Consider the following 16,634-nt stretch of genomic DNA (forward strand, 5'->3'; position numbering starts at 1 on the left):
CGGATCGGTTGCCTGACGCACCTGACAGGCTTAACTCATGTCCCTGGCCATGTTCACCCTCGACGGCGACCGGCTCGTACCCGCCGAGATCGCCCGCAGCATGTGGAAGCACGACCAGATCCACGGCGTCGCGGTGAGCGGTGCGCTCGCCCGCGGCCTCGAGCTGCGGCTCGCCGAGCTCGGCCGCACCGACCTGCACCCTGCCCGCTACACCGTCGACCTGTTCCAGCCCGCCACGATGGCGCCGTGCACGGTCGAGACCGAGGTCGTGCGCGAGGGCAAGCGCCTCTGCCTGATCGACGCGTCGCTGATGCAGGAGGGCGTACGCGTCGCCCGTGCGAGCTGCATCTTCCTGCTCGCGACCGAGACGCCCAAGGGTGATGTGTGGTCGCCGGTCGACCGGCCGCAGCCGCCGCCGGAGGACCTCGTCCCCGTGAGCGACGAGCCACGGGTTCCGCACTTCATCAGCGACTCGCCGTGGTCGCAGTCGTTCCCCGACCACCAGAACTCCGGCCGCAAGCAGACCTGGCAGGCCGGACTGCCGGTCGTCGCGGGTGAGGAAGGTACGCCGTTCCAGTCGGTCGCCAGCATCGCCGACGGCACGAGCATGGTCGTCAACTGGGGCACCGAGGGCGTGAAGTTCATCAACACCGACATCACGCTCGCCCTCGCCCGCCCTCCCGTGAGCCGCGAGATCGGCCTGTCGGTGACCGACCGGGTCGAGCACGACGGCATCGCCGTGGGCACCGTCGAGGTCTTCGACCGCGCGGGACCGCTGGGCACCGCCATGGTCACCGCACTGGCCAACGCCGCTCGCCCGATCGACTTCGGCGACGTCGAGTTCGAGGACGACGGCAGCCGCAAACCGGCTGAGTGAGCGGTTCAGGTGGGGTGCATCCTGAGCGCGCCGCCTACGAAACGGCGAAAACCCCCGATATCGCTGGAATTCCAGTGAAAATCGGGGGTCTTCATCGTGCGGTGGCGGTGGGATTTGAACCCACGGTGGGTTTGAGCCCACACATCATTTCGAGTGATGCACCTTCGGCCGCTCGGACACGCCACCGCGGACGAGGTTACCGGAAGCCGTGACGCCAGCCGAATCCGGCCCTCAGGCCCCGACGTGCGTACGGATGGCGCCGCCGATCGCTGCCATCTCGGCGAGGACGCGGTCGCGGGGATCGTCGGCTGCGTCGTCGCGCCAGCTCGCCAGCACCGCGTACGCCACGGAGCCAGCAGGCCCGCTGACGACGCCGACGTCACCGCGGACGGTGCTGATCGTGCCGGTCTTGTTGACCAACGCGACGCCACGATCGGGCTCGGCGTGCGCGAGCGGGTCGAGGCCGAACGCGGCGGCGACCATCGAGAGGTCGGCGTTGGCGGCGACCCAGCGGAGCACACGCGAGCTCACCGACGCGGAGACGATGTCGCCTCGGTGCAGGCGCGCCATGAGGCCGGAGAGCTCGTCGGCGTTGCCGGCCGACAGGGTCCAGGGATCCTCCGGCGAACGGTCGTCCCGGACCCGGTCGAGCAGCGCGGAGCCTACGAAGCCCAACGACGACGAGGTCGCCGAAACAGCACCAATGCCGATCCGCCGGACGAGGACGTTGGTGGCGAGGTTGTCGCTGAACCCCCCGACGAGCCAGCAGAGGTCGTCGATCGTGAACGCGTCGCGGCTCATCAGGTGCCAGAGGCCGGAGTCGGCGACGAGATCCTCGTCGGTACGGGCGATCTCCTCGGCGAGGTCGAGCTCACCGGCCTCAGCAGCACGGGCGATCTCGATCAGCAGGAACAGCTTGCCGATGCTGGCCGTACGCAGCACGCGATCAGCGGTCACCGCAGCCAACACGCGTGACGACGCCGCATCCCGTACGCACACCGACCACTCGACGTCGTCGGACAACGGTGGCAGGCGCACGCGTCACACCGTAGCGAGGAAGTGCGCCAGGATCTCCAGGCCACCGCGCAGCGACGACACCGGCACCCGCTCGTCGACCCCGTGTATGCCCGACCGTCGGCGGCCTTCGGGGTCGACGGTCGCCGGCGCGAAGCCGTAGCACGCGATGCCGAGCAGGCTGAACGCCTTGGCGTCCGTGCCACCGCCGAGGCAGCCCGGGACGACGACGGCCGACGGGTCGACGTGCTTGATCGAGGCGACCATCGCGTCGAACCACGGCCCGTCGATCGGCGCCTGCACCGACGGCTCGCGCACCGAGTGCTCGAACGCGACACCGTCGCCGACCAACGCCGGCAGCGCAGCGAGCAGCTCGTCCTCGAACCCCGGCGGACACCGCACGTCGATCTCCGCCTCGGCGAGACCGGGGATGACGTTGACCTTGTAGCCGGCGCGCACGACCGTCGGCGTCGTCGAGGCGCGCACCGTGAAGAGCGCGACATCGGCGGCATCGCCGAGCGCGTCGATCGTGCGCAACACACCGTCGTCGTCATCGAGGTCCGCGGAGACACCCAACGCGGCAGCCGTCCGCTCGAGCTGCGCACGCACCAGGGGCGACATGTGCAGCGGCCAGTCGTGGTGCCCGATGCGATGCAGCGCGTCGACGAGGGCCAGCACCGCACTGCCCTCGGCAGGCCGCGAGGCGTGCCCCGAGCTGCCGGTCGCGGTGAGCTTGAGGTGCAGCGTGCCGCGCTCACCGGCCGCGATCCGGGCCAGCCGCACCGGCCCGTCGACGCCGTCGTACGACTCGACGACCCCGCCGGACTCGCCGATCGCGGCGGCCACCCCGGCGAACAGCTCGGGGTGCGCCGCGACGAGCCACTGCGCGCCGTACGCCCCGTCGGTCTCCTCGTCCGCGACGAACGCGACGACGACATCGCGCCGCGGCCGCTCCCCCGACGCAGCCCAGTCGAGCAGCACCGCCAGGGTCATCGCGGCCATGTCCTTCATGTCCATCGCGCCACGGCCGGTGACATAGCCATCGATGAGGTCGCCGCCGAACGGGTCGAAGCTCCACTGCTCGGGCTCAGCCGGTACGACGTCGAGGTGAGCGTGCACCAGCAGCCCCTCGAGCGACGGGTCGGTGCCCGGCACGCGGACGACCACGTTGGCCCGCTCCGGGGCGTCCTCGCGCGCCAGCAGGACGGGCTCGAGGCCGGCGTCCCGCAGGAGGTCGTGGATCCACACCGCGACGGCGAGCTCGCCCTCGGCGTCGCCAGGCGCACGGTTCGTCGTGTCGAACCGCAGCAGCGTCTTCAGCAGGGAGACGACATCGGCGCGTGCAACCACGGCAGTCTCCCTCCCACGCGATGCCCGCAGATTTGCGGAACACATCAGGCTGCCTACTGTGCACCACGCTGGCGGATCGGTCCAGTTTCCCGCTCAGCCAAGCCAAGCATGTGAAAGTTGTGTTACGTATCTCCCGAAAATCATTGACATCGAGACAGGGCTGCTGAACAGTGCGAAGGGTGCCGCGACGACTCGGCACCCAGGCACACCAGGATCGGGGACCCATGATCACCACGTCTCGCCCACGCCTCCTCCGGGCACTCACCGGGGTCGCGGCGGCCGCACTCCTCACCCTCGCCGGGCTCGCCGTGACGACACCGGCGCACGCAGCCGATGGCTCGAAGCCCATCAAGGTCGCGATGTTCAACGACATCGACACGTTCAACCCGTTCACCGCGGTCCTGCTGCAGAGCACCGGCATCAACCGCTACCAGTACGAGGCGCTGGTCGGCTACGGCCGCAACAGCGAGCCCGACGCCGGCATCGCCGACACCTGGGACACCAGCGACGACGGCATCACCTGGACGTTCCACATCCCCAAGGACCGCAAGTGGTCGGACGACACACCCATCACGGCCGATGACGTCGTCTACACCTACACGTCGATCATGAAGACCTCCGCGCTGCAGGCGGCCAACGGCGGCCTGGTGACCAACATCGCCGACGTCAAGGCCACCGACCCGCAGACCGTCGTCATGACGCTCAAGTCCGCGCAGGCGCCCAACCCCGGCCAGGAGATCCCGATCGTCCCCAAGCACGTCTGGGAGAAGCAGGACCCGGCGAAGTTCGCCGCCGACAAGGACGTCGTCGGCTCCGGCCCGTTCACGATCACGACCTACAAGACCGGCCAGTCCGTCGAGCTCAAGGCCAACCCGCACTTCTGGCGCGGCGAGCCCAAGGTCTCCGGCGTGACGTACGTGGCCTACAAGAACTCCGACGCCGCGGTGCAGGGCCTCAAGTCCGGTGAGGTCGACATCGCGGATGGCCTGACACCGGCGCAGTACGACTCGCTCAAGGGCGCCAAGAACATCACCCGCCACGCCGGCATCGGCCGCCGCTACCAGGCGCTGGCGATCAACCCCGGCGCGATCGACATCGACGGCAAGCCCATGGGCGACGGCAACCCCGCGCTCAAGGACCCGGTCGTGCGCAAGGCGATCTTCATGGCGGTCGACAAGAAGACCCTCCTCGATCGCGTGCTGCAGGGACTCGGCGACGAGGGCCAGACCGAGGTGCCCAAGTCGTACGAGAACTACTTCGGCTTCGCCGAGGGCCACGAGGCGGTGCCCTTCGACCTCGACGCCGCCAACAAGCTGCTCGAGGACGCCGGCTACAAGAAGGGCCCCGACGGCATCCGCAAGAAGGCGGACGGCAAGCCGCTGAAGTTCCGTCTCATGGGCCGCAACACCGAGCCGGCTCATGCGCAGATGGCCGACTTCCTGACGAGCTGGTTCAAGGACATCGGCATCGGCCTCGACGTCTCCATGGTCACGCCCGACAAGGTCAACGAGGACTCGACGCTCGGCAAGTACGACCTCTACTTCACCGGCTGGAGCCTCGGCCCCGACCCGGACAACCAGCTGGCGATGAACACCTGTGCCTCGCGGCCCAACGCCGACGGCTCGGGCAACACCAGCGAGAACAACTGGTGCTCGCCGGAGTTCGACGCTGCGTTCAAGGCGCAGCACGCCGAGCTCGACGAGGGCAAGCGGCAGGAGCTGGTCAAGAAGGCGTTCAGCATCCTCTACGAGGCGTACGTCAGCGACCCGATCTGGTACATCAAGCCGCTCGAGGCCTACCGCAGCGACCACTTCACCGGCTTCGGCCTGCAGCCCGAGAAGGGCGGCGTGATCCTCAATCAGAACGGCTACTGGGGTCTCTACGAAGCCAAGCCCGTCAGCTCCGACAGCGCGTCGTCCGACGACGACGGCGGTCTGCCCGGGTGGGTCATCCCGGTGGGTGCCATCGTGGTGCTCGCGGCGGCCGGAGGCGCCATCGTGGCGTCGCGCCGGCGCAGCACGGGTGAAGACAGGGAGTGAGACATGACCGTCATCGAGACGGTCCCCGCGGACAGCGAGGACACGAGGGGGTCCTCGCTGCCGCGGTACCTCGCGCTCAAGGCGGGCGGCTCCCTCATCAGCCTCGCGCTCGTCGTGGTGCTCGGGTTCTTCATGTTCCGGATCATCCCCGGCGATCCGGCGATCAACATGACGCGCGGCCGCCAGGTCAGTCCCGGCGAGGTCGAGCGGCTGCGCCAGGAGATGGGCCTCGACAAGCCCCTGCTCGTCCAGTTCTGGCGCTTCGTCCGCGATCTCTTCACGGGTGACCTCGGCACCTCGTACGTCTATCGGCGCCCCGTCACCGACCTGATCGGCGACTACATCGGTCCGACGCTTCTGCTCACCGGCACGGCGGCGCTCATCTCGGTCGCCCTCGGCCTCTGGCTCGGCCAGAAGGCGGCCTGGCGACGCGGCAGCTGGTTCGACAAGATCCACACCGGCGTCGCACTGGTCTTCTGGTCCGTGCCCACGTTCTGGCTCGGTCTCCTGCTGCTGCTCGTGTTCGGCGGCGGACTCGGTTGGTTCCCCACCGGCGGCATGAGCACGGCCGCGTCGACCGACACCGGCATGGCGCACGTCCTCGACGTGGCGCACCACCTCGTGCTGCCGGTCGTCACGATGGTTGCCGTGATCTATGCGCAGTACCTCATGGTCATGCGCGCCTCGGTGCTCGAGGAGATGTCCGCCGACTACCTCACGACGGCTCGCGCCAAGGGCCTGCGCGAGGACCTCGTACGTACGCGGCACGCCGTGCCCAACGCGCTGCTGCCGACCGTGACGCTGATCTTCCTGACCCTCGGCCTGCTGATCGCCGGCACCGTGACGGTCGAGACGGTGTTCTCCTGGCCCGGCCTGGGCTACCTGACCTACAAGGGGCTCAGCGCTCCGGACTTCCCGCTGGTGCAGGGCACGTTCGTGGTGTTCTCCGCCGCGGTGATCGTCATGAACTTCATCGCCGACCTGCTCTACCGCGTCCTCGACCCGCGATTGAAGTCCTCATGACCACGTCCGGACAGGCGGCGATCCGCGCCCGCCGTCGAGCACGGTTCGCCGAGGTCGTACGCGAGATCGCCTCGCACCCGTCGGCGGTGATCGGCGCGGCCCTGCTGCTCGTCATCATCGTGCTCGCGTTGCTGGCGCCCGTGCTCATGCCGATGGACCGGCTCGACGTCACCCAGGTGACGGCCCGGGGCAACGAGTCGCCCAGCGGCGGACACTGGCTCGGCACCGATCCGTCAGGCCGCGACGTGCTCGGGCTGTTGCTCTGGGGGTCCCGCGCCTCGTTGCTCGTCGGGTTCTCGGCCACGGCCATCGCGATGGTCATCGGTACGACGTTCGGCATGGCCGCCGGGCACTTCACCGGACTGACCCGCGCCGTCGTGCTGCGGATCATCGACTTCTTCCTCGTCGTGCCGAGCCTCGTGCTGGCGATCGTCCTGTCGACCGTGCTCTCGCGGGGCCTGTCCACGATCGTCATCGCGATCGGGGTGACGTCGTGGGCGCAGACCGCCAGGGTCGTACGAGCGCAGACCCTGACGATCGAGACCCGCCCCTACATCGAGCGGTCGCGAGCCCTCGGCGCCGGCGACCGGCACATCATCGGCAAGCACGTCCTGCCCGCCGTGATGCCCCTCGTCATGGCCAACACGACCCTGACGGTCGGCTCGGCGATCATCCTGGAGTCGACGCTGGCGTTCCTCGGCCTCGGCGACCCGACGACGTTCTCCTGGGGCTCGATGCTCAAGACCGCGCTCGACACGGGCGCGGCGACGGCGGGCTACTGGTGGTTCGTGCTCGCCCCCGGCGTCGCGATCGTCATCGTCGTGCTGTGCTTCACGCTCGTCGGCCGCGCCCTCGAAGCCGTGCTCAACCCGACGTTGAGGGCCCGCTGATGACCGAGCCGACACTCCTCTGGGACGACGTCCGCATCACGTACGCCGGCGGCAACGTCGCGGTCGACGGTGTCAGCCTCGAGGTCGAACGCGGGGGCACCGTGGGTCTCGCCGGCGAGTCCGGCTGCGGCAAGTCGACGCTCGCGATGTCGGTGCTGCGCCTGCTGCCGCGCTCGGCCCGCATCGAGGGGCGCATCGTCCTGCAGGGCGAGGACGTCGCCGGCATGACCTGGGGCCGGTTGCGCGCCGTGCGGTGGACCGAGGCGGCGATCGTGTTCCAGGGCGCGATGCACTCGCTCAACCCGGTCCGACAGGTACGCCACCAGGTCGCCGAGGCGCTCGCGCTGCACAGCACCAAGGAGTTCCCCGACTCCGCGGCGCGGCTGCGCCGGGTCGACGAGCTGCTGGCGCTGGTCGACCTGAGTCCCGCCAAGGGCCGCGCCTATCCGCACGAGCTCTCCGGTGGCCAACGCCAGCGCGTCATGATCGCCATGGCGCTGGCCTGCGACCCCGAGCTGATCATCGCCGACGAGCCGACGACCGCCCTCGACGTCGTCGTGCAGGCCCAGGTGCTCGACGTGCTCAACGGTCTCGTCCGCGACCGCGAGCTGACCCTCGTGATGATCAGCCACGACCTCGCGGTGCTGGCGGCGGTGTGCGACCGGATCGTCGTGATGCAGCACGGTCGCATCGTCGAGCAGGGCAAGGCGCAGCAGATCCTCACCGCCCCGACGCACGAGCACACCCAGGAGCTCGCCGCGGCGTTCCCGATCATCGGCGATCCGTCGTCCCGCCTCGTCGTGGGCCGGAACGCTTCGCCGGGCTCACCGGGCGAGGCGGGCGTTTCGACAGGCTCAACGGCCGAGGCGGGCCGGGCGGTGCTCGAGGTCCGCGACCTCACGGTCGACTTCCGGTCGCGCGGCCAGCACGTACGCGCCGTGGACCACGTCGACCTGACCTGCGGCGCCGGGGAGATCGTGGCTCTCGTCGGCCAGTCAGGTTCGGGCAAGACGACCCTCGCACGTACGATCCTCGGCCTGCAGAAGCCGACCAGCGGCCAGGTGCTGCACGAGGGCAAGCCGTTGCCGCACCGCCGCGGGGCCCTCAAGGCATACCGGCGTCAGGTCCAGTACGTGCTGCAGGACCCGGCGGCTTCGCTCAACCCGAAGCACACGGTCTACGAGGCGGTCGCCGAAGGCATCCGCATCCACGGGCTCGACGACGAGCGCGAACGGGTCATCCGCGCGCTGACCCGGGCCGAGCTGACCCCGCCCGAGAAGTTCTTCGCCGCGATCCCGCAGGAGCTGTCCGGAGGGCAGCGCCAGCGCGTCGTCATCGCCGGGGCCCTGGCGCTCGACCCGACCTATCTCGTCGCCGACGAACCGGTCGCCAGCCTCGACGCCTCCGTACGCGGCGAGATCCTCGCGCTCCTCCTGCAGCTGCGCCGCGACCTGGGACTCGGCGCGCTCGTCATCACGCACGACCTCGGCCTGGCGTGGAACATCGCCGATCGCGTCGTCGTGATGCACCGAGGTCGCATCGTCGAGAATGGGGCCGTGGAACAGGTCCTGCTCGACCCCCAGCACGACTACACCAAGTCGCTGCTCGCCGTGGTGCCGTCCAAGCTGGGACTGCGATGAGGATCCGGCCCGGCGACCGGGTCGCACTCGTCGCTCCCGCGGGCCCGATCCCGCCCGAGCTGCTGACCACCGCGATCGAACTCGTCGAGTCGTGGGGCCTGCGACCCGTGACCTACCCCAGTGCCACTGCGGCCCACGCCCGCGCCTCCTATCTCTCCGGCGACGACCGCGTACGCGCCGACGACGTGCAGCAGGCCTGGTGCGACCCTGACATCGCCGGCGTCTTCTGCATCCGCGGTGGCTACGGCGCCGTACGCGTCCTCGACCTGCTCGACCGCGACGCCATGGCTGCCGCCGAGCCCAAGCCGCTCTATGGCAGCTCGGACATCACGGCCCTGCACGAGTGGTTCCGCGAGCAGCTCGGCGTACCGACCTGGTTCACCCCGATGCTGAGCACTCGCGTCATGGTCGAGGACGACGCGGCCCGCGACGCCCTGCGCACCGCCGTGCTCGAGCCTGACTCCGTCCGCGCATGGACCTCGGACCACGCGGTCACGCTCGTGGAGGGACGCGCCGAAGGTCGGCTCATCGGCGGCAACCTCTCGCTGCTGTCGATGACCACCGGTGCCCGCGGCCGCCCACGGCTCGACAACTCAGGCTGCATCGCGCTGCTCGAGGACTTCACCGAGCAGACCTACCGGATCGACGGCTACCTGCACACCCTGCTGCGCTCGGGCTGGTTCGACGGCGTCAGCGGCGTCGCCCTCGGCAGCTGGGCCAGGTGCTCTCCGGTCGACGAGATCCACGCCCTGTGCGTCGAGGTGCTCGGTCCGCTCGGCATCCCCCTCGTCGGCGAGCTCGGCTTCGGCCACGGCCCGGCGGCTCACAGCATCCCGCTCGGCGTGCCCGGCGTGCTGCTCGCCGAAGACTCCCCGTCGTTGCAGCTCGTCCCAGTCGAGGACCCGCTCTCGCACTCCCTCTCATCGTCAGGAAGGCTGGACAGATGACCGTACGCCCAGACACGAGCCGAGCGCCTCGCTCCGCCACGATCCTCAAGTCGCGACTGATCGACGCCCACCGCCAGGAGTTCGAAGCCGGCCTCGAGTGGGCGCTCACCGACCCCATGGTCGAGGCCGCCGCGGCTCGGATCACCGGCGCGCGACGCCGGTTCGTGCTGGGCGCAGCCACCTCGTTCACGTACGCCTCACTGCTCGCGGCCAAGCTCAGCAACTCGCTGGCCCAGGTGACCCTGGTCGACGGCACGATCGTCCGCCCGCTCGACATCCTCTCGGACGTACGCGCGAGCGACGTCATGATCGTGCTGTCGTTCCGGCGATTCCGCGGCTACACGATCGACACGGCGTTGCCGTTCGTCGACGCGGGTGGATCGCTCGTCCTCATCACCGACTCCGACACCAACCCGCTGGCCTCGCGGGCGACCGAGGTCATCGTCATCGGCCCCGACGACACCGCCGGCTACGCTCACGTCGACGAGGACCTGAGCATGCACCCCGAGACCCCCGAGGTCTCGCCACCCGTCGTGGCGATGGTCATCGACCTGCTCGCGACGCTGTCGACCGCGAGCGCCAAGGGCGCCAACCGGCGGTTCGCCGAGCGCCAGCGCCTCGCGTCGGAGCTCGGGCTCTACCGTGACTGACCATTCCTCGGTGCTCGTCGGCCAGCCTGCCGCGATCGAGGCGCTCAGTCTCGCGCCGCTCGTCGACGGGCACAACGACCTCGCCTGGGAGGCCCGCGACCAGCGCGCGTACTCCGTCGAGGAGCTCGACACCGACCTCACCGGCGTCTATCAGACCGACCTCCCGCGCCTACGACGCGGCGGAGTCGGCGCACAGTTCTGGTCGGTCTACGCGCCGTGCGAGCAGCAGGGCGCCGACGCCGTCACGTACACGTTGGAGCAGATCGACTTCGTGCACCGCCTGATCGCCCGCTATCCCGACGATCTCGCGTACGCCTGGAGCGGCGACGACGTGCGCCGCGCGTGGCGCTCGGGCCGCATCGCCTCGCTGCTCGGCGCCGAGGGCGGGCACAGCATCGACGGGTCTCTCGCGCTGCTGCGCGACTTCGCTCGGCTGGGCGTGCGCTACATGACGCTGACACACAACGACAACACGCCATGGGCCGACTCGGCGACCGACGATCCCGTCCACGGTGGGCTGACCGACTTCGGCCGTGAGGTCGTGGCGGAGATGAACCGGCTGGGCATGCTGGTCGACCTCTCGCACGTCGCGGCGACGACCATGCGCGACGCGCTCGACGTGACGACCTCGCCGGTGATCTTCAGCCACTCGTCGTGCCGGGCGGTCACCGACCATCCGCGCAACGTGCCGGACGACGTCCTCGCCCGACTCTCCGTCAACGGCGGCGTCGTCATGGTGGCGTACGTGCCGTACTTCGTGAACCAGGACTCGGCCGACTGGTCGTTCGGCGACCGCTCGGCACCCGCACCACGTACGACCGTCGACGACGTCGTCGCACACGTCGAGCACGCGCGCGAGGTCGCCGGTGTCGACCACATCGGGCTCGGCAGCGACTACGACGGCGTCGCGGCGTTCCCCGAGGGGATGGGCGACGTCACGGGGCACGCATTGCTGATCGACCGTCTCGCCGAGCGCGGCTGGTCGAGCCTCGACCTCGCCAAGCTCATGGGCGACAACATCCTGCGCGTCCTCGACGCCACGGCCGAAGGCGCACGATGAGCACCGGCGATCCCGACGCCCGCACCCGCGAGCTCGCCTCGGCGGGCGAGCCGACGGCGTGGTTCGAGGAGCTGTACGCCGAGGCTGCCGACGGGCGCGCCACCGTCCCGTGGGACCGCGAGGCGCCGACACAGCTCGTCCAGGAGTGGATCGCCGCTCGTCCCACCGACGACGAGGGCCGATCGGCGATCGTCGTGGGGTGCGGCTACGGCCGGGACGCCGAGCTGGTCGCACGGCACGGCTATCGCACGACGGGCTTCGACATCTCACCGACAGCGATCGGTGACGCCCGGCAGCGCCACACCGGATCGCCGGTCGACTATCGCGTCGCCGATCTGTTGGACCTGCCTGCCGAGTGGCACCGTGCGTTCGACCTGGTGGTCGAGAGCATGAACGTGCAGGCCCTGCCGGTCGACCTCCGCCCCGCCGCGATCGACGGGGTGCGCAGTCTGGTCGCGCCGGGCGGCACGCTGTTCGTCGTGGCAGTCGCGCGCGACGACGGCGTGGAGACCGACGGGCCACCGTGGCCGCTCGACCGCGCCGAGATCGAGGCGTTCGGCACCGGGCTGGTCGTACGTTCGATCGAGCGCATCGTTGACGCCAACGATCCCGGCATCAGCCGCTGGACGGCTGAGCTCACCCGCGACGACGCCTGATGGACTCCGCGATTCTCGATGAGCTCACCGAGCGGGCGCGAGGGCTGGTCACCGACGGCCGCCGCGCACTGCTCGGCATCACCGGTGCGCCAGGCGCCGGCAAGACGACCCTTGCGGTCGCGCTCGTCGAGCGGTTGCGACGCGATGGGCTTGAGGTCGCGAACGTGCCGATGGACGGCTTCCATCTCGCCGACGCCGCGCTGACCGAGCGCGGCACCCTTGATCGCAAGGGTGCGATCGAGACCTTCGACGTGTACGGCTATCTCGCGCTGCTCCGGCGACTGCGCAACGAGCTGGAGCACGACGTGCTCGCGCCCGACTTCGAACGTACGTTGGAGCAGCCGATCGCGGGCGCCATCACCGTACGTCCGGAGGGCCGGCTCGTCGTGAGCGAGGGCAACTACCTGCTCGACGACGAGGGCGGGTGGGCCGACGTGCGCGCTGCGCTCGACGAGGTGTGGTTCGTCGACGTGCCCGACGACATACGCGTCGAGCGCCTCGTGCGGCGCCACGTCGAGTTCGGCAAGCCCGAGGCCGAGGCACGTGCCTGGGTCGCGCAGGTCGACGAGCCCAACGCCCGCCGGGTCATCGCACGACAAAGTGCCGCCGACCTCACGGTCGACGGCACCCTGATCTGACTCGTGTCGAGGCTCAGCGCGGCTGCGAGATCGACAGGAACGTGTCGCTGAACAGGTCGATGTCGTCTGACGGCCCGCGGCCGGTGCCGGCGCCCTTGAGCAGGCTCACCAGCTCGCCCGCAGCGCGGTCGATGCGCTGGCCGAGCGCGTTCGTGCCGTCCGTGCCCCAGTCGTGGGGCGAGGCGAAGACACCTGTCGGCACGACCAGTGCCTGCAGGTAGGCGAACAGCGGACGCAGCGCGTGGTCGATCGCCAAGGAGTGCCGAGCGGTGCCACCGGTCGCGGCGAGCACCACGGGCTTGCCGATCAGCGCGTCGGCCTCGAGCACGTCGACGAACGACTTGAACAGCCCGGGATAGGACGCCTTGAAGATCGGCGTGACCGCGATCAGACCGTCGGCCGCGACGACCTTGTCGATCGCATCCTGCAGCCTCGGCGGTGCGAACCCGGTCAGCGTCGCGTCGGTGATCTCGTGCGCCAGCTCGCGCAAGGACACGACCTCCACCGACACGTCGCCGGACTGCCGCTCGACGGACTCGACCAGCCGGTCGGCGAGCATACGCGTCGTCGACGGGTCGCTCAGCCCGGCGGAGATTGCCACGATCCTGGTCATACGCTCACCCCTTCGTCGGTCTCAACAGCCGCCTCGGCCGCGGCATTCCGGGCCGCGACGCGAGCCGCGTGCGTCGGGGCATCCGGTACGTTCGCCGGCCGGCGCGCGTCGAACTCGGCGCGCAGGGTCGGCAGCACCTCACCGAGCAGGTCGAGCTGCTCCAGGACGATCTTGAGCGGCAGACCCGCGTGGTCGACGAGGAACAGCTGGCGCTGGTAGTCACCGAAGTAGTCGGCGAACGTCAACGTCTTCTCGACGAACTCCTGCGGGCTGCCCACCGTCAGCGGCGTCTGCGCCGTGAAGTCCTCGAGCGAGGGCCCGTGGCCGTACACCGGAGCGTTGTCGAAGTACGGGCGGAACTCGTTGACCGCGTCCTGGCTGCTCTTGCGGATGAAGAACTGGCCGCCGAGACCGACGATCGCCTGCTCCGGCTCACCGTGGCCGTAGTGCTGGTAGCGCTGCCGATAGAAGTTGATCAACCGGATGTAGTGCTCCTTGGGCCAGAAGATGTTGTTGGCGAAGTAGCCGTCGCCGTAGAACGCGGCGAGCTCGGCGACCTCGGGGGTGCGGATGCTGCCGTGCCACACGAACGGCGGCACGCCGTCGAGCGGCCGCGGCGTCGCGGTGAAGCCCTGCAGCGGCGTGCGGAACTGGCCCTCCCAGCCGACGACGTCCTCGTCCCACAGGCGGCGCAGCAGCTGGTAGTGCTCGATCGTCAGCTCGACGGCCTTGCTGCCGTCGTAGCCGAACCACGGATAGACCGGTGCGGTGTTGCCGCGACCCAGCATGAGGTCCATGCGGCCGTCGGAGAGGTGCTGCAGCGTCGCGTAGTCCTCGGCGAGCTTGACCGGGTCGTTGGTCGTGATCAGCGTCGTCGACGTCGAGAGGATGAGCTTCTCGGTCTGCGCAGCGATGTAGGCCAACGTGGTCGTCGGTGACGACGGCACGAACGGCGGGTTGTGGTGCTCGCCGGTCGCGAACACGTCGAGGCCGATCTCCTCGGCCTTCTTGGCGATCGTGATCGTGTTCGTGATGCGCTCGTGCTCGGTCTGGATCGTCTTGTTCACAGGGTCGGGAGTGACGTCACCGACCGTGAAGAGGCCGAACTGCATGCTGGTCATCTGCTTCTCCTTCGCCAAGACCGTCCCATGGCCTTGTTGAATGTTCAACTAGATTAGCACAGCCGCTATTCCCCCTCGTTCCTTGAGTCCGTCGAAAGGACCCGCTTCTGCCAGCCACCCTCGTAGCCGATCGCGCGGAAGCCCATCGCCTCGTTGACGTCGAGCATCGGCCGATTCTCCTCGGCGTTCCACGTGACGATCGCCTCGCGCCCCGGCGCGCGCTCGAGCAACAGGTCGGCCGCCGCGATCTTGACCAGCATGCCGAGCCGGTGACCGCGGTGGTCACGCAACACCAGCGTGTCCTCCTGGGTCGCGAGCGGCTTGCCGTCGGACAGGATGAGCTCGGAGAACGCGACGAGTGTGCCGGAAGGCACGTGCTCCGCCGCTGAGGTCAGGATCGCGCGCCCGCTCTCCGCGACCCGGGCGTCGTGCTCGCGCACACGGTCGGCATCCCACTCGTCGACCGTCATCACCAGTCCGGCGGACGGCGCGTCGGTGCTCATCCGCGTACGGAGCTCGGCGAGGTCGCGAGTCCAGCGTTCCGGTGTCGGGCCGGTCCAGCTGACGACCCGATAGTCGGCACCAGCAGCCTGGGCAGCTGCCTCACGCAGCGGGCGCATGCGCTCGGCCAGGCCGGCTGTGTCGAGCAGGCTGATGCGGTTGATCTGCTCGAGCGCATAGCCGCGGGCGATCAGGAACCGTACGCCGTCGTCGTCCGCCCACAGGTCACCGAAACCCGTCGGCGACGCGACCCGCGCTCCGCCGGCCGTGGCGACGTGAGGCACGTTGACCTTGAGGACCGGCGCTCCGGCCTCGAGCGCGACCCGCTCGACCACCTCGTAAAGTGCAGAGCCGACGCCCTTGCGGCGATGCTCCGGCAGGATGTCGGCCATCAGGTGCGATCCCGTCTCCGACTGGAACGGCCGCAGCGTCACGATGCCCCGCCCGATGATCGCTCCGTCCTGCCAGACCGCGAAGTGCCGGCGGGTGCGGTGCGGGTTGTCGCGGTACTCCGACCAGATGTCGGCCAACGACATGTCCAGCAGATCGGTGCCCATCGTGTGGGACTCGACCGCGTTGCGCACGGTGACGTACTCCTCGAACACCTCCCAACCCGCGCCCTCGATCGTTTCCGGGACCTGGATCTCCTCGATCGTGAAGCTGATGCTGCTCAGTCCTTTCGATGGTGGGCGAAGAACGCCTGGAGCATCGCCGCGGACTGCTCGGCGAGCACTCCGCTGACGACTTGCGGGCGGTGGTTGAGGCGCCGATCGCGCACGACGTCCCACAGCGAGCCCACTGCTCCGGCCTTGTCGTCGAACGCGCCGAACACCAGTCTTTCAAGACGGGCCGACACGATCGCGCCCGCACACATCGTGCAGGGTTCGAGGGTCACGACGAGCGTGCACCCCTCGAGCCGCCACTCGCCGCGGACCGCGGCGGCCTCGCGGATCGCCACGATCTCGGCGTGCCCCGTCGGGTCGCCGTCGCGCTCGCGGGTGTTGCGCCCCCGGCCGATGACGACACCGTCCGGATCGATGACGATCGCGCCGACGGGCACGTCATCGTCGGCGAGCGCCGACTCGGCGAGGAGCAGAGCCTGCGCCATCTCGTGTTCGTACGTCACCCGATGACGGCCTCGAACGCTTCGCCGAACCCGAGACGGTCGGCGACGTCGCGCAGGACGTCCTCGGGATAGAGGTCGTCGTCCTCGCACAGCACGCCCAGGTCCATCGCCGGCATGCCGAGGTCGCTCAGGAGCTCGAGGTCACCGCCGGCCTGCGGCTCGTCGTCGTCATCAGGGTTGGGCAGGTCCAGCAGGTCGGCGACCCCCACCGCGAGCGGCCAGTCCGTCACGGCCGTGATGTCGGAGAGCATCGCCCGCACCTGGGTGCCCGATCGGCGCAGGATGACGAAGAAGTCGTCGTCCATCGACACCAACCCGAGGACGCCCACGTCGGACGGGAATCGAGCCAGGGCGAGGCTGAGCTCCTCGACGTCCTCGCCGAGGCTCCGCTTGAGCTCGACCACCTGCCACTCACCCTCGTCGCGATAGGCGGCGACAGCGAAGTCGACGTCGTCTTCAGCCATGCGCGCACCTCCTGTCGGATGGGCT

At 69.5% G+C, this 16,634-nt stretch carries 17 protein-coding genes and 1 tRNA gene; 10 read left to right on the top strand and 8 right to left on the bottom strand.

Annotation, left to right across the window (positions count from 1 at the left end):
- The first annotated feature begins 37 nt into the window (after window positions 1-37).
- A complete protein-coding gene (locus ASC61_RS06135; protein WP_056210462.1) occupies window positions 38-877 on the top strand; it encodes a thioesterase family protein in 840 nt (279 codons plus the stop codon).
- Between the two features lie 99 nt (window positions 878-976).
- Here ASC61_RS06135 and ASC61_RS06140 read toward each other — a convergent pair.
- From ASC61_RS06140 to ASC61_RS06150, 3 genes are all read right to left on the bottom strand, one after another.
- Window positions 977-1,063, bottom strand: a tRNA-Ser gene (locus ASC61_RS06140).
- A 45-nt stretch (window positions 1,064-1,108) separates the two neighbouring features.
- The gene (locus ASC61_RS06145) at window positions 1,109-1,915 is read right to left on the bottom strand and encodes a serine hydrolase (RefSeq protein WP_056210463.1); all 807 of its coding nucleotides are present in this window, start codon (window positions 1,913-1,915) and stop codon (window positions 1,109-1,111) included.
- 3 nt (window positions 1,916-1,918) lie between these two features.
- Entirely contained in the window at window positions 1,919-3,241 is a 1,323-nt protein-coding gene (locus ASC61_RS06150; RefSeq protein WP_235503500.1) for a M20/M25/M40 family metallo-hydrolase, read from the bottom strand.
- A 224-nt stretch (window positions 3,242-3,465) separates the two neighbouring features.
- On the opposite strand from ASC61_RS06150, the gene ASC61_RS06155 reads away from it, so the two are divergent.
- The 9 genes from ASC61_RS06155 to ASC61_RS06195 are packed head-to-tail and all read left to right on the top strand — an operon-like array spanning window position 3,466 to window position 12,784.
- Complete coding sequence (locus ASC61_RS06155) at window positions 3,466-5,280, top strand: ABC transporter substrate-binding protein (protein ID WP_056210465.1); 1,815 nt, start codon at window positions 3,466-3,468, stop codon at window positions 5,278-5,280.
- A 3-nt stretch (window positions 5,281-5,283) separates the two neighbouring features.
- Window positions 5,284-6,303 (top strand): ABC transporter permease, encoded by a 1,020-nt coding sequence (locus tag ASC61_RS06160; RefSeq protein WP_056210466.1) that lies wholly within the window; start codon window positions 5,284-5,286, stop codon window positions 6,301-6,303.
- Window positions 6,300-7,193, top strand: a complete 894-nt coding sequence (locus tag ASC61_RS06165) for an ABC transporter permease (RefSeq protein WP_056210467.1) — start codon at window positions 6,300-6,302, stop codon at window positions 7,191-7,193. Before ASC61_RS06160 ends, ASC61_RS06165 begins: the two co-directional genes overlap by 4 nt.
- Window positions 7,193-8,833 carry an ABC transporter ATP-binding protein gene (locus ASC61_RS06170; RefSeq protein ID WP_056210468.1) on the top strand — a complete coding sequence of 547 codons (1,641 nt, stop codon included), beginning with the start codon at window positions 7,193-7,195 and terminating at the stop codon, window positions 8,831-8,833. Before ASC61_RS06165 ends, ASC61_RS06170 begins: the two co-directional genes overlap by 1 nt.
- Window positions 8,830-9,780 carry a S66 peptidase family protein gene (locus ASC61_RS06175; RefSeq protein ID WP_056210469.1) on the top strand — a complete coding sequence of 317 codons (951 nt, stop codon included), beginning with the start codon at window positions 8,830-8,832 and terminating at the stop codon, window positions 9,778-9,780. The genes ASC61_RS06170 and ASC61_RS06175 overlap by 4 nt, the downstream gene beginning before the upstream one ends.
- Complete coding sequence (locus tag ASC61_RS06180; RefSeq protein WP_056210470.1) at window positions 9,777-10,430, top strand: MurR/RpiR family transcriptional regulator; 654 nt, start codon at window positions 9,777-9,779, stop codon at window positions 10,428-10,430. The genes ASC61_RS06175 and ASC61_RS06180 overlap by 4 nt, the downstream gene beginning before the upstream one ends.
- Entirely contained in the window at window positions 10,423-11,490 is a 1,068-nt protein-coding gene (locus ASC61_RS06185; RefSeq protein ID WP_157439396.1) for a dipeptidase, read from the top strand. Before ASC61_RS06180 ends, ASC61_RS06185 begins: the two co-directional genes overlap by 8 nt.
- Complete coding sequence (locus ASC61_RS06190) at window positions 11,487-12,146, top strand: class I SAM-dependent methyltransferase (protein ID WP_056210472.1); 660 nt, start codon at window positions 11,487-11,489, stop codon at window positions 12,144-12,146. The genes ASC61_RS06185 and ASC61_RS06190 overlap by 4 nt, the downstream gene beginning before the upstream one ends.
- The gene (locus ASC61_RS06195; protein ID WP_056210473.1) at window positions 12,146-12,784 is read left to right on the top strand and encodes a nucleoside/nucleotide kinase family protein; all 639 of its coding nucleotides are present in this window, start codon (window positions 12,146-12,148) and stop codon (window positions 12,782-12,784) included. The genes ASC61_RS06190 and ASC61_RS06195 overlap by 1 nt, the downstream gene beginning before the upstream one ends.
- A gap of 13 nt (window positions 12,785-12,797) precedes the next feature.
- Here the strand turns inward: ASC61_RS06195 and ASC61_RS06200 are convergent, their stop codons facing one another.
- The 5 genes from ASC61_RS06200 to ASC61_RS06220 form a co-directional block, all read right to left on the bottom strand.
- Window positions 12,798-13,397 carry an FMN reductase gene (locus ASC61_RS06200; protein WP_056210474.1) on the bottom strand — a complete coding sequence of 200 codons (600 nt, stop codon included), beginning with the start codon at window positions 13,395-13,397 and terminating at the stop codon, window positions 12,798-12,800.
- Window positions 13,394-14,509, bottom strand: a complete 1,116-nt coding sequence (locus tag ASC61_RS06205) for a CE1758 family FMN-dependent luciferase-like monooxygenase (RefSeq protein WP_056215362.1) — start codon at window positions 14,507-14,509, stop codon at window positions 13,394-13,396. The genes ASC61_RS06200 and ASC61_RS06205 overlap by 4 nt, the downstream gene beginning before the upstream one ends.
- A gap of 74 nt (window positions 14,510-14,583) precedes the next feature.
- Entirely contained in the window at window positions 14,584-15,624 is a 1,041-nt protein-coding gene (locus tag ASC61_RS06210) for a GNAT family N-acetyltransferase (RefSeq protein WP_056210475.1), read from the bottom strand.
- Between the two features lie 65 nt (window positions 15,625-15,689).
- Complete coding sequence (gene tadA, locus ASC61_RS06215) at window positions 15,690-16,145, bottom strand: tRNA adenosine(34) deaminase TadA (protein ID WP_268750607.1); 456 nt, start codon at window positions 16,143-16,145, stop codon at window positions 15,690-15,692.
- Window positions 16,142-16,609 carry a tRNA adenosine deaminase-associated protein gene (locus ASC61_RS06220; RefSeq protein ID WP_056210476.1) on the bottom strand — a complete coding sequence of 156 codons (468 nt, stop codon included), beginning with the start codon at window positions 16,607-16,609 and terminating at the stop codon, window positions 16,142-16,144. The genes tadA and ASC61_RS06220 overlap by 4 nt, the downstream gene beginning before the upstream one ends.
- Window positions 16,610-16,634 lie beyond the last annotated feature (25 nt).

The sequence above is a fragment of the Aeromicrobium sp. Root344 genome (genome assembly GCF_001425755.1).
Lineage (GTDB): Bacteria > Actinomycetota > Actinomycetes > Propionibacteriales > Nocardioidaceae > Aeromicrobium.

What these genes read in the sequence shown, in the direction of transcription:
- ASC61_RS06135 (WP_056210462.1), top strand. Translation starts at nt 38, where the DNA reads ATGTCCCTGGCCATGTTCACCCTCGACGGCGACCGGCTCGTACCCGCC.
- ASC61_RS06155 (WP_056210465.1), top strand. Translation starts at nt 3,466, where the DNA reads ATGATCACCACGTCTCGCCCACGCCTCCTCCGGGCACTCACCGGGGTC.
- ASC61_RS06160 (WP_056210466.1), top strand. Translation starts at nt 5,284, where the DNA reads ATGACCGTCATCGAGACGGTCCCCGCGGACAGCGAGGACACGAGGGGG.
- ASC61_RS06165 (WP_056210467.1), top strand. Translation starts at nt 6,300, where the DNA reads ATGACCACGTCCGGACAGGCGGCGATCCGCGCCCGCCGTCGAGCACGG.
- ASC61_RS06170 (WP_056210468.1), top strand. Translation starts at nt 7,193, where the DNA reads ATGACCGAGCCGACACTCCTCTGGGACGACGTCCGCATCACGTACGCC.
- ASC61_RS06175 (WP_056210469.1), top strand. Translation starts at nt 8,830, where the DNA reads ATGAGGATCCGGCCCGGCGACCGGGTCGCACTCGTCGCTCCCGCGGGC.
- ASC61_RS06180 (WP_056210470.1), top strand. Translation starts at nt 9,777, where the DNA reads ATGACCGTACGCCCAGACACGAGCCGAGCGCCTCGCTCCGCCACGATC.
- ASC61_RS06190 (WP_056210472.1), top strand. Translation starts at nt 11,487, where the DNA reads ATGAGCACCGGCGATCCCGACGCCCGCACCCGCGAGCTCGCCTCGGCG.
- ASC61_RS06195 (WP_056210473.1), top strand. Translation starts at nt 12,146, where the DNA reads ATGGACTCCGCGATTCTCGATGAGCTCACCGAGCGGGCGCGAGGGCTG.
- ASC61_RS06200 (WP_056210474.1), bottom strand. Translation starts at nt 13,397, where the DNA reads ATGACCAGGATCGTGGCAATCTCCGCCGGGCTGAGCGACCCGTCGACG.
- ASC61_RS06205 (WP_056215362.1), bottom strand. Translation starts at nt 14,509, where the DNA reads ATGCAGTTCGGCCTCTTCACGGTCGGTGACGTCACTCCCGACCCTGTG.
- ASC61_RS06220 (WP_056210476.1), bottom strand. Translation starts at nt 16,609, where the DNA reads ATGGCTGAAGACGACGTCGACTTCGCTGTCGCCGCCTATCGCGACGAG.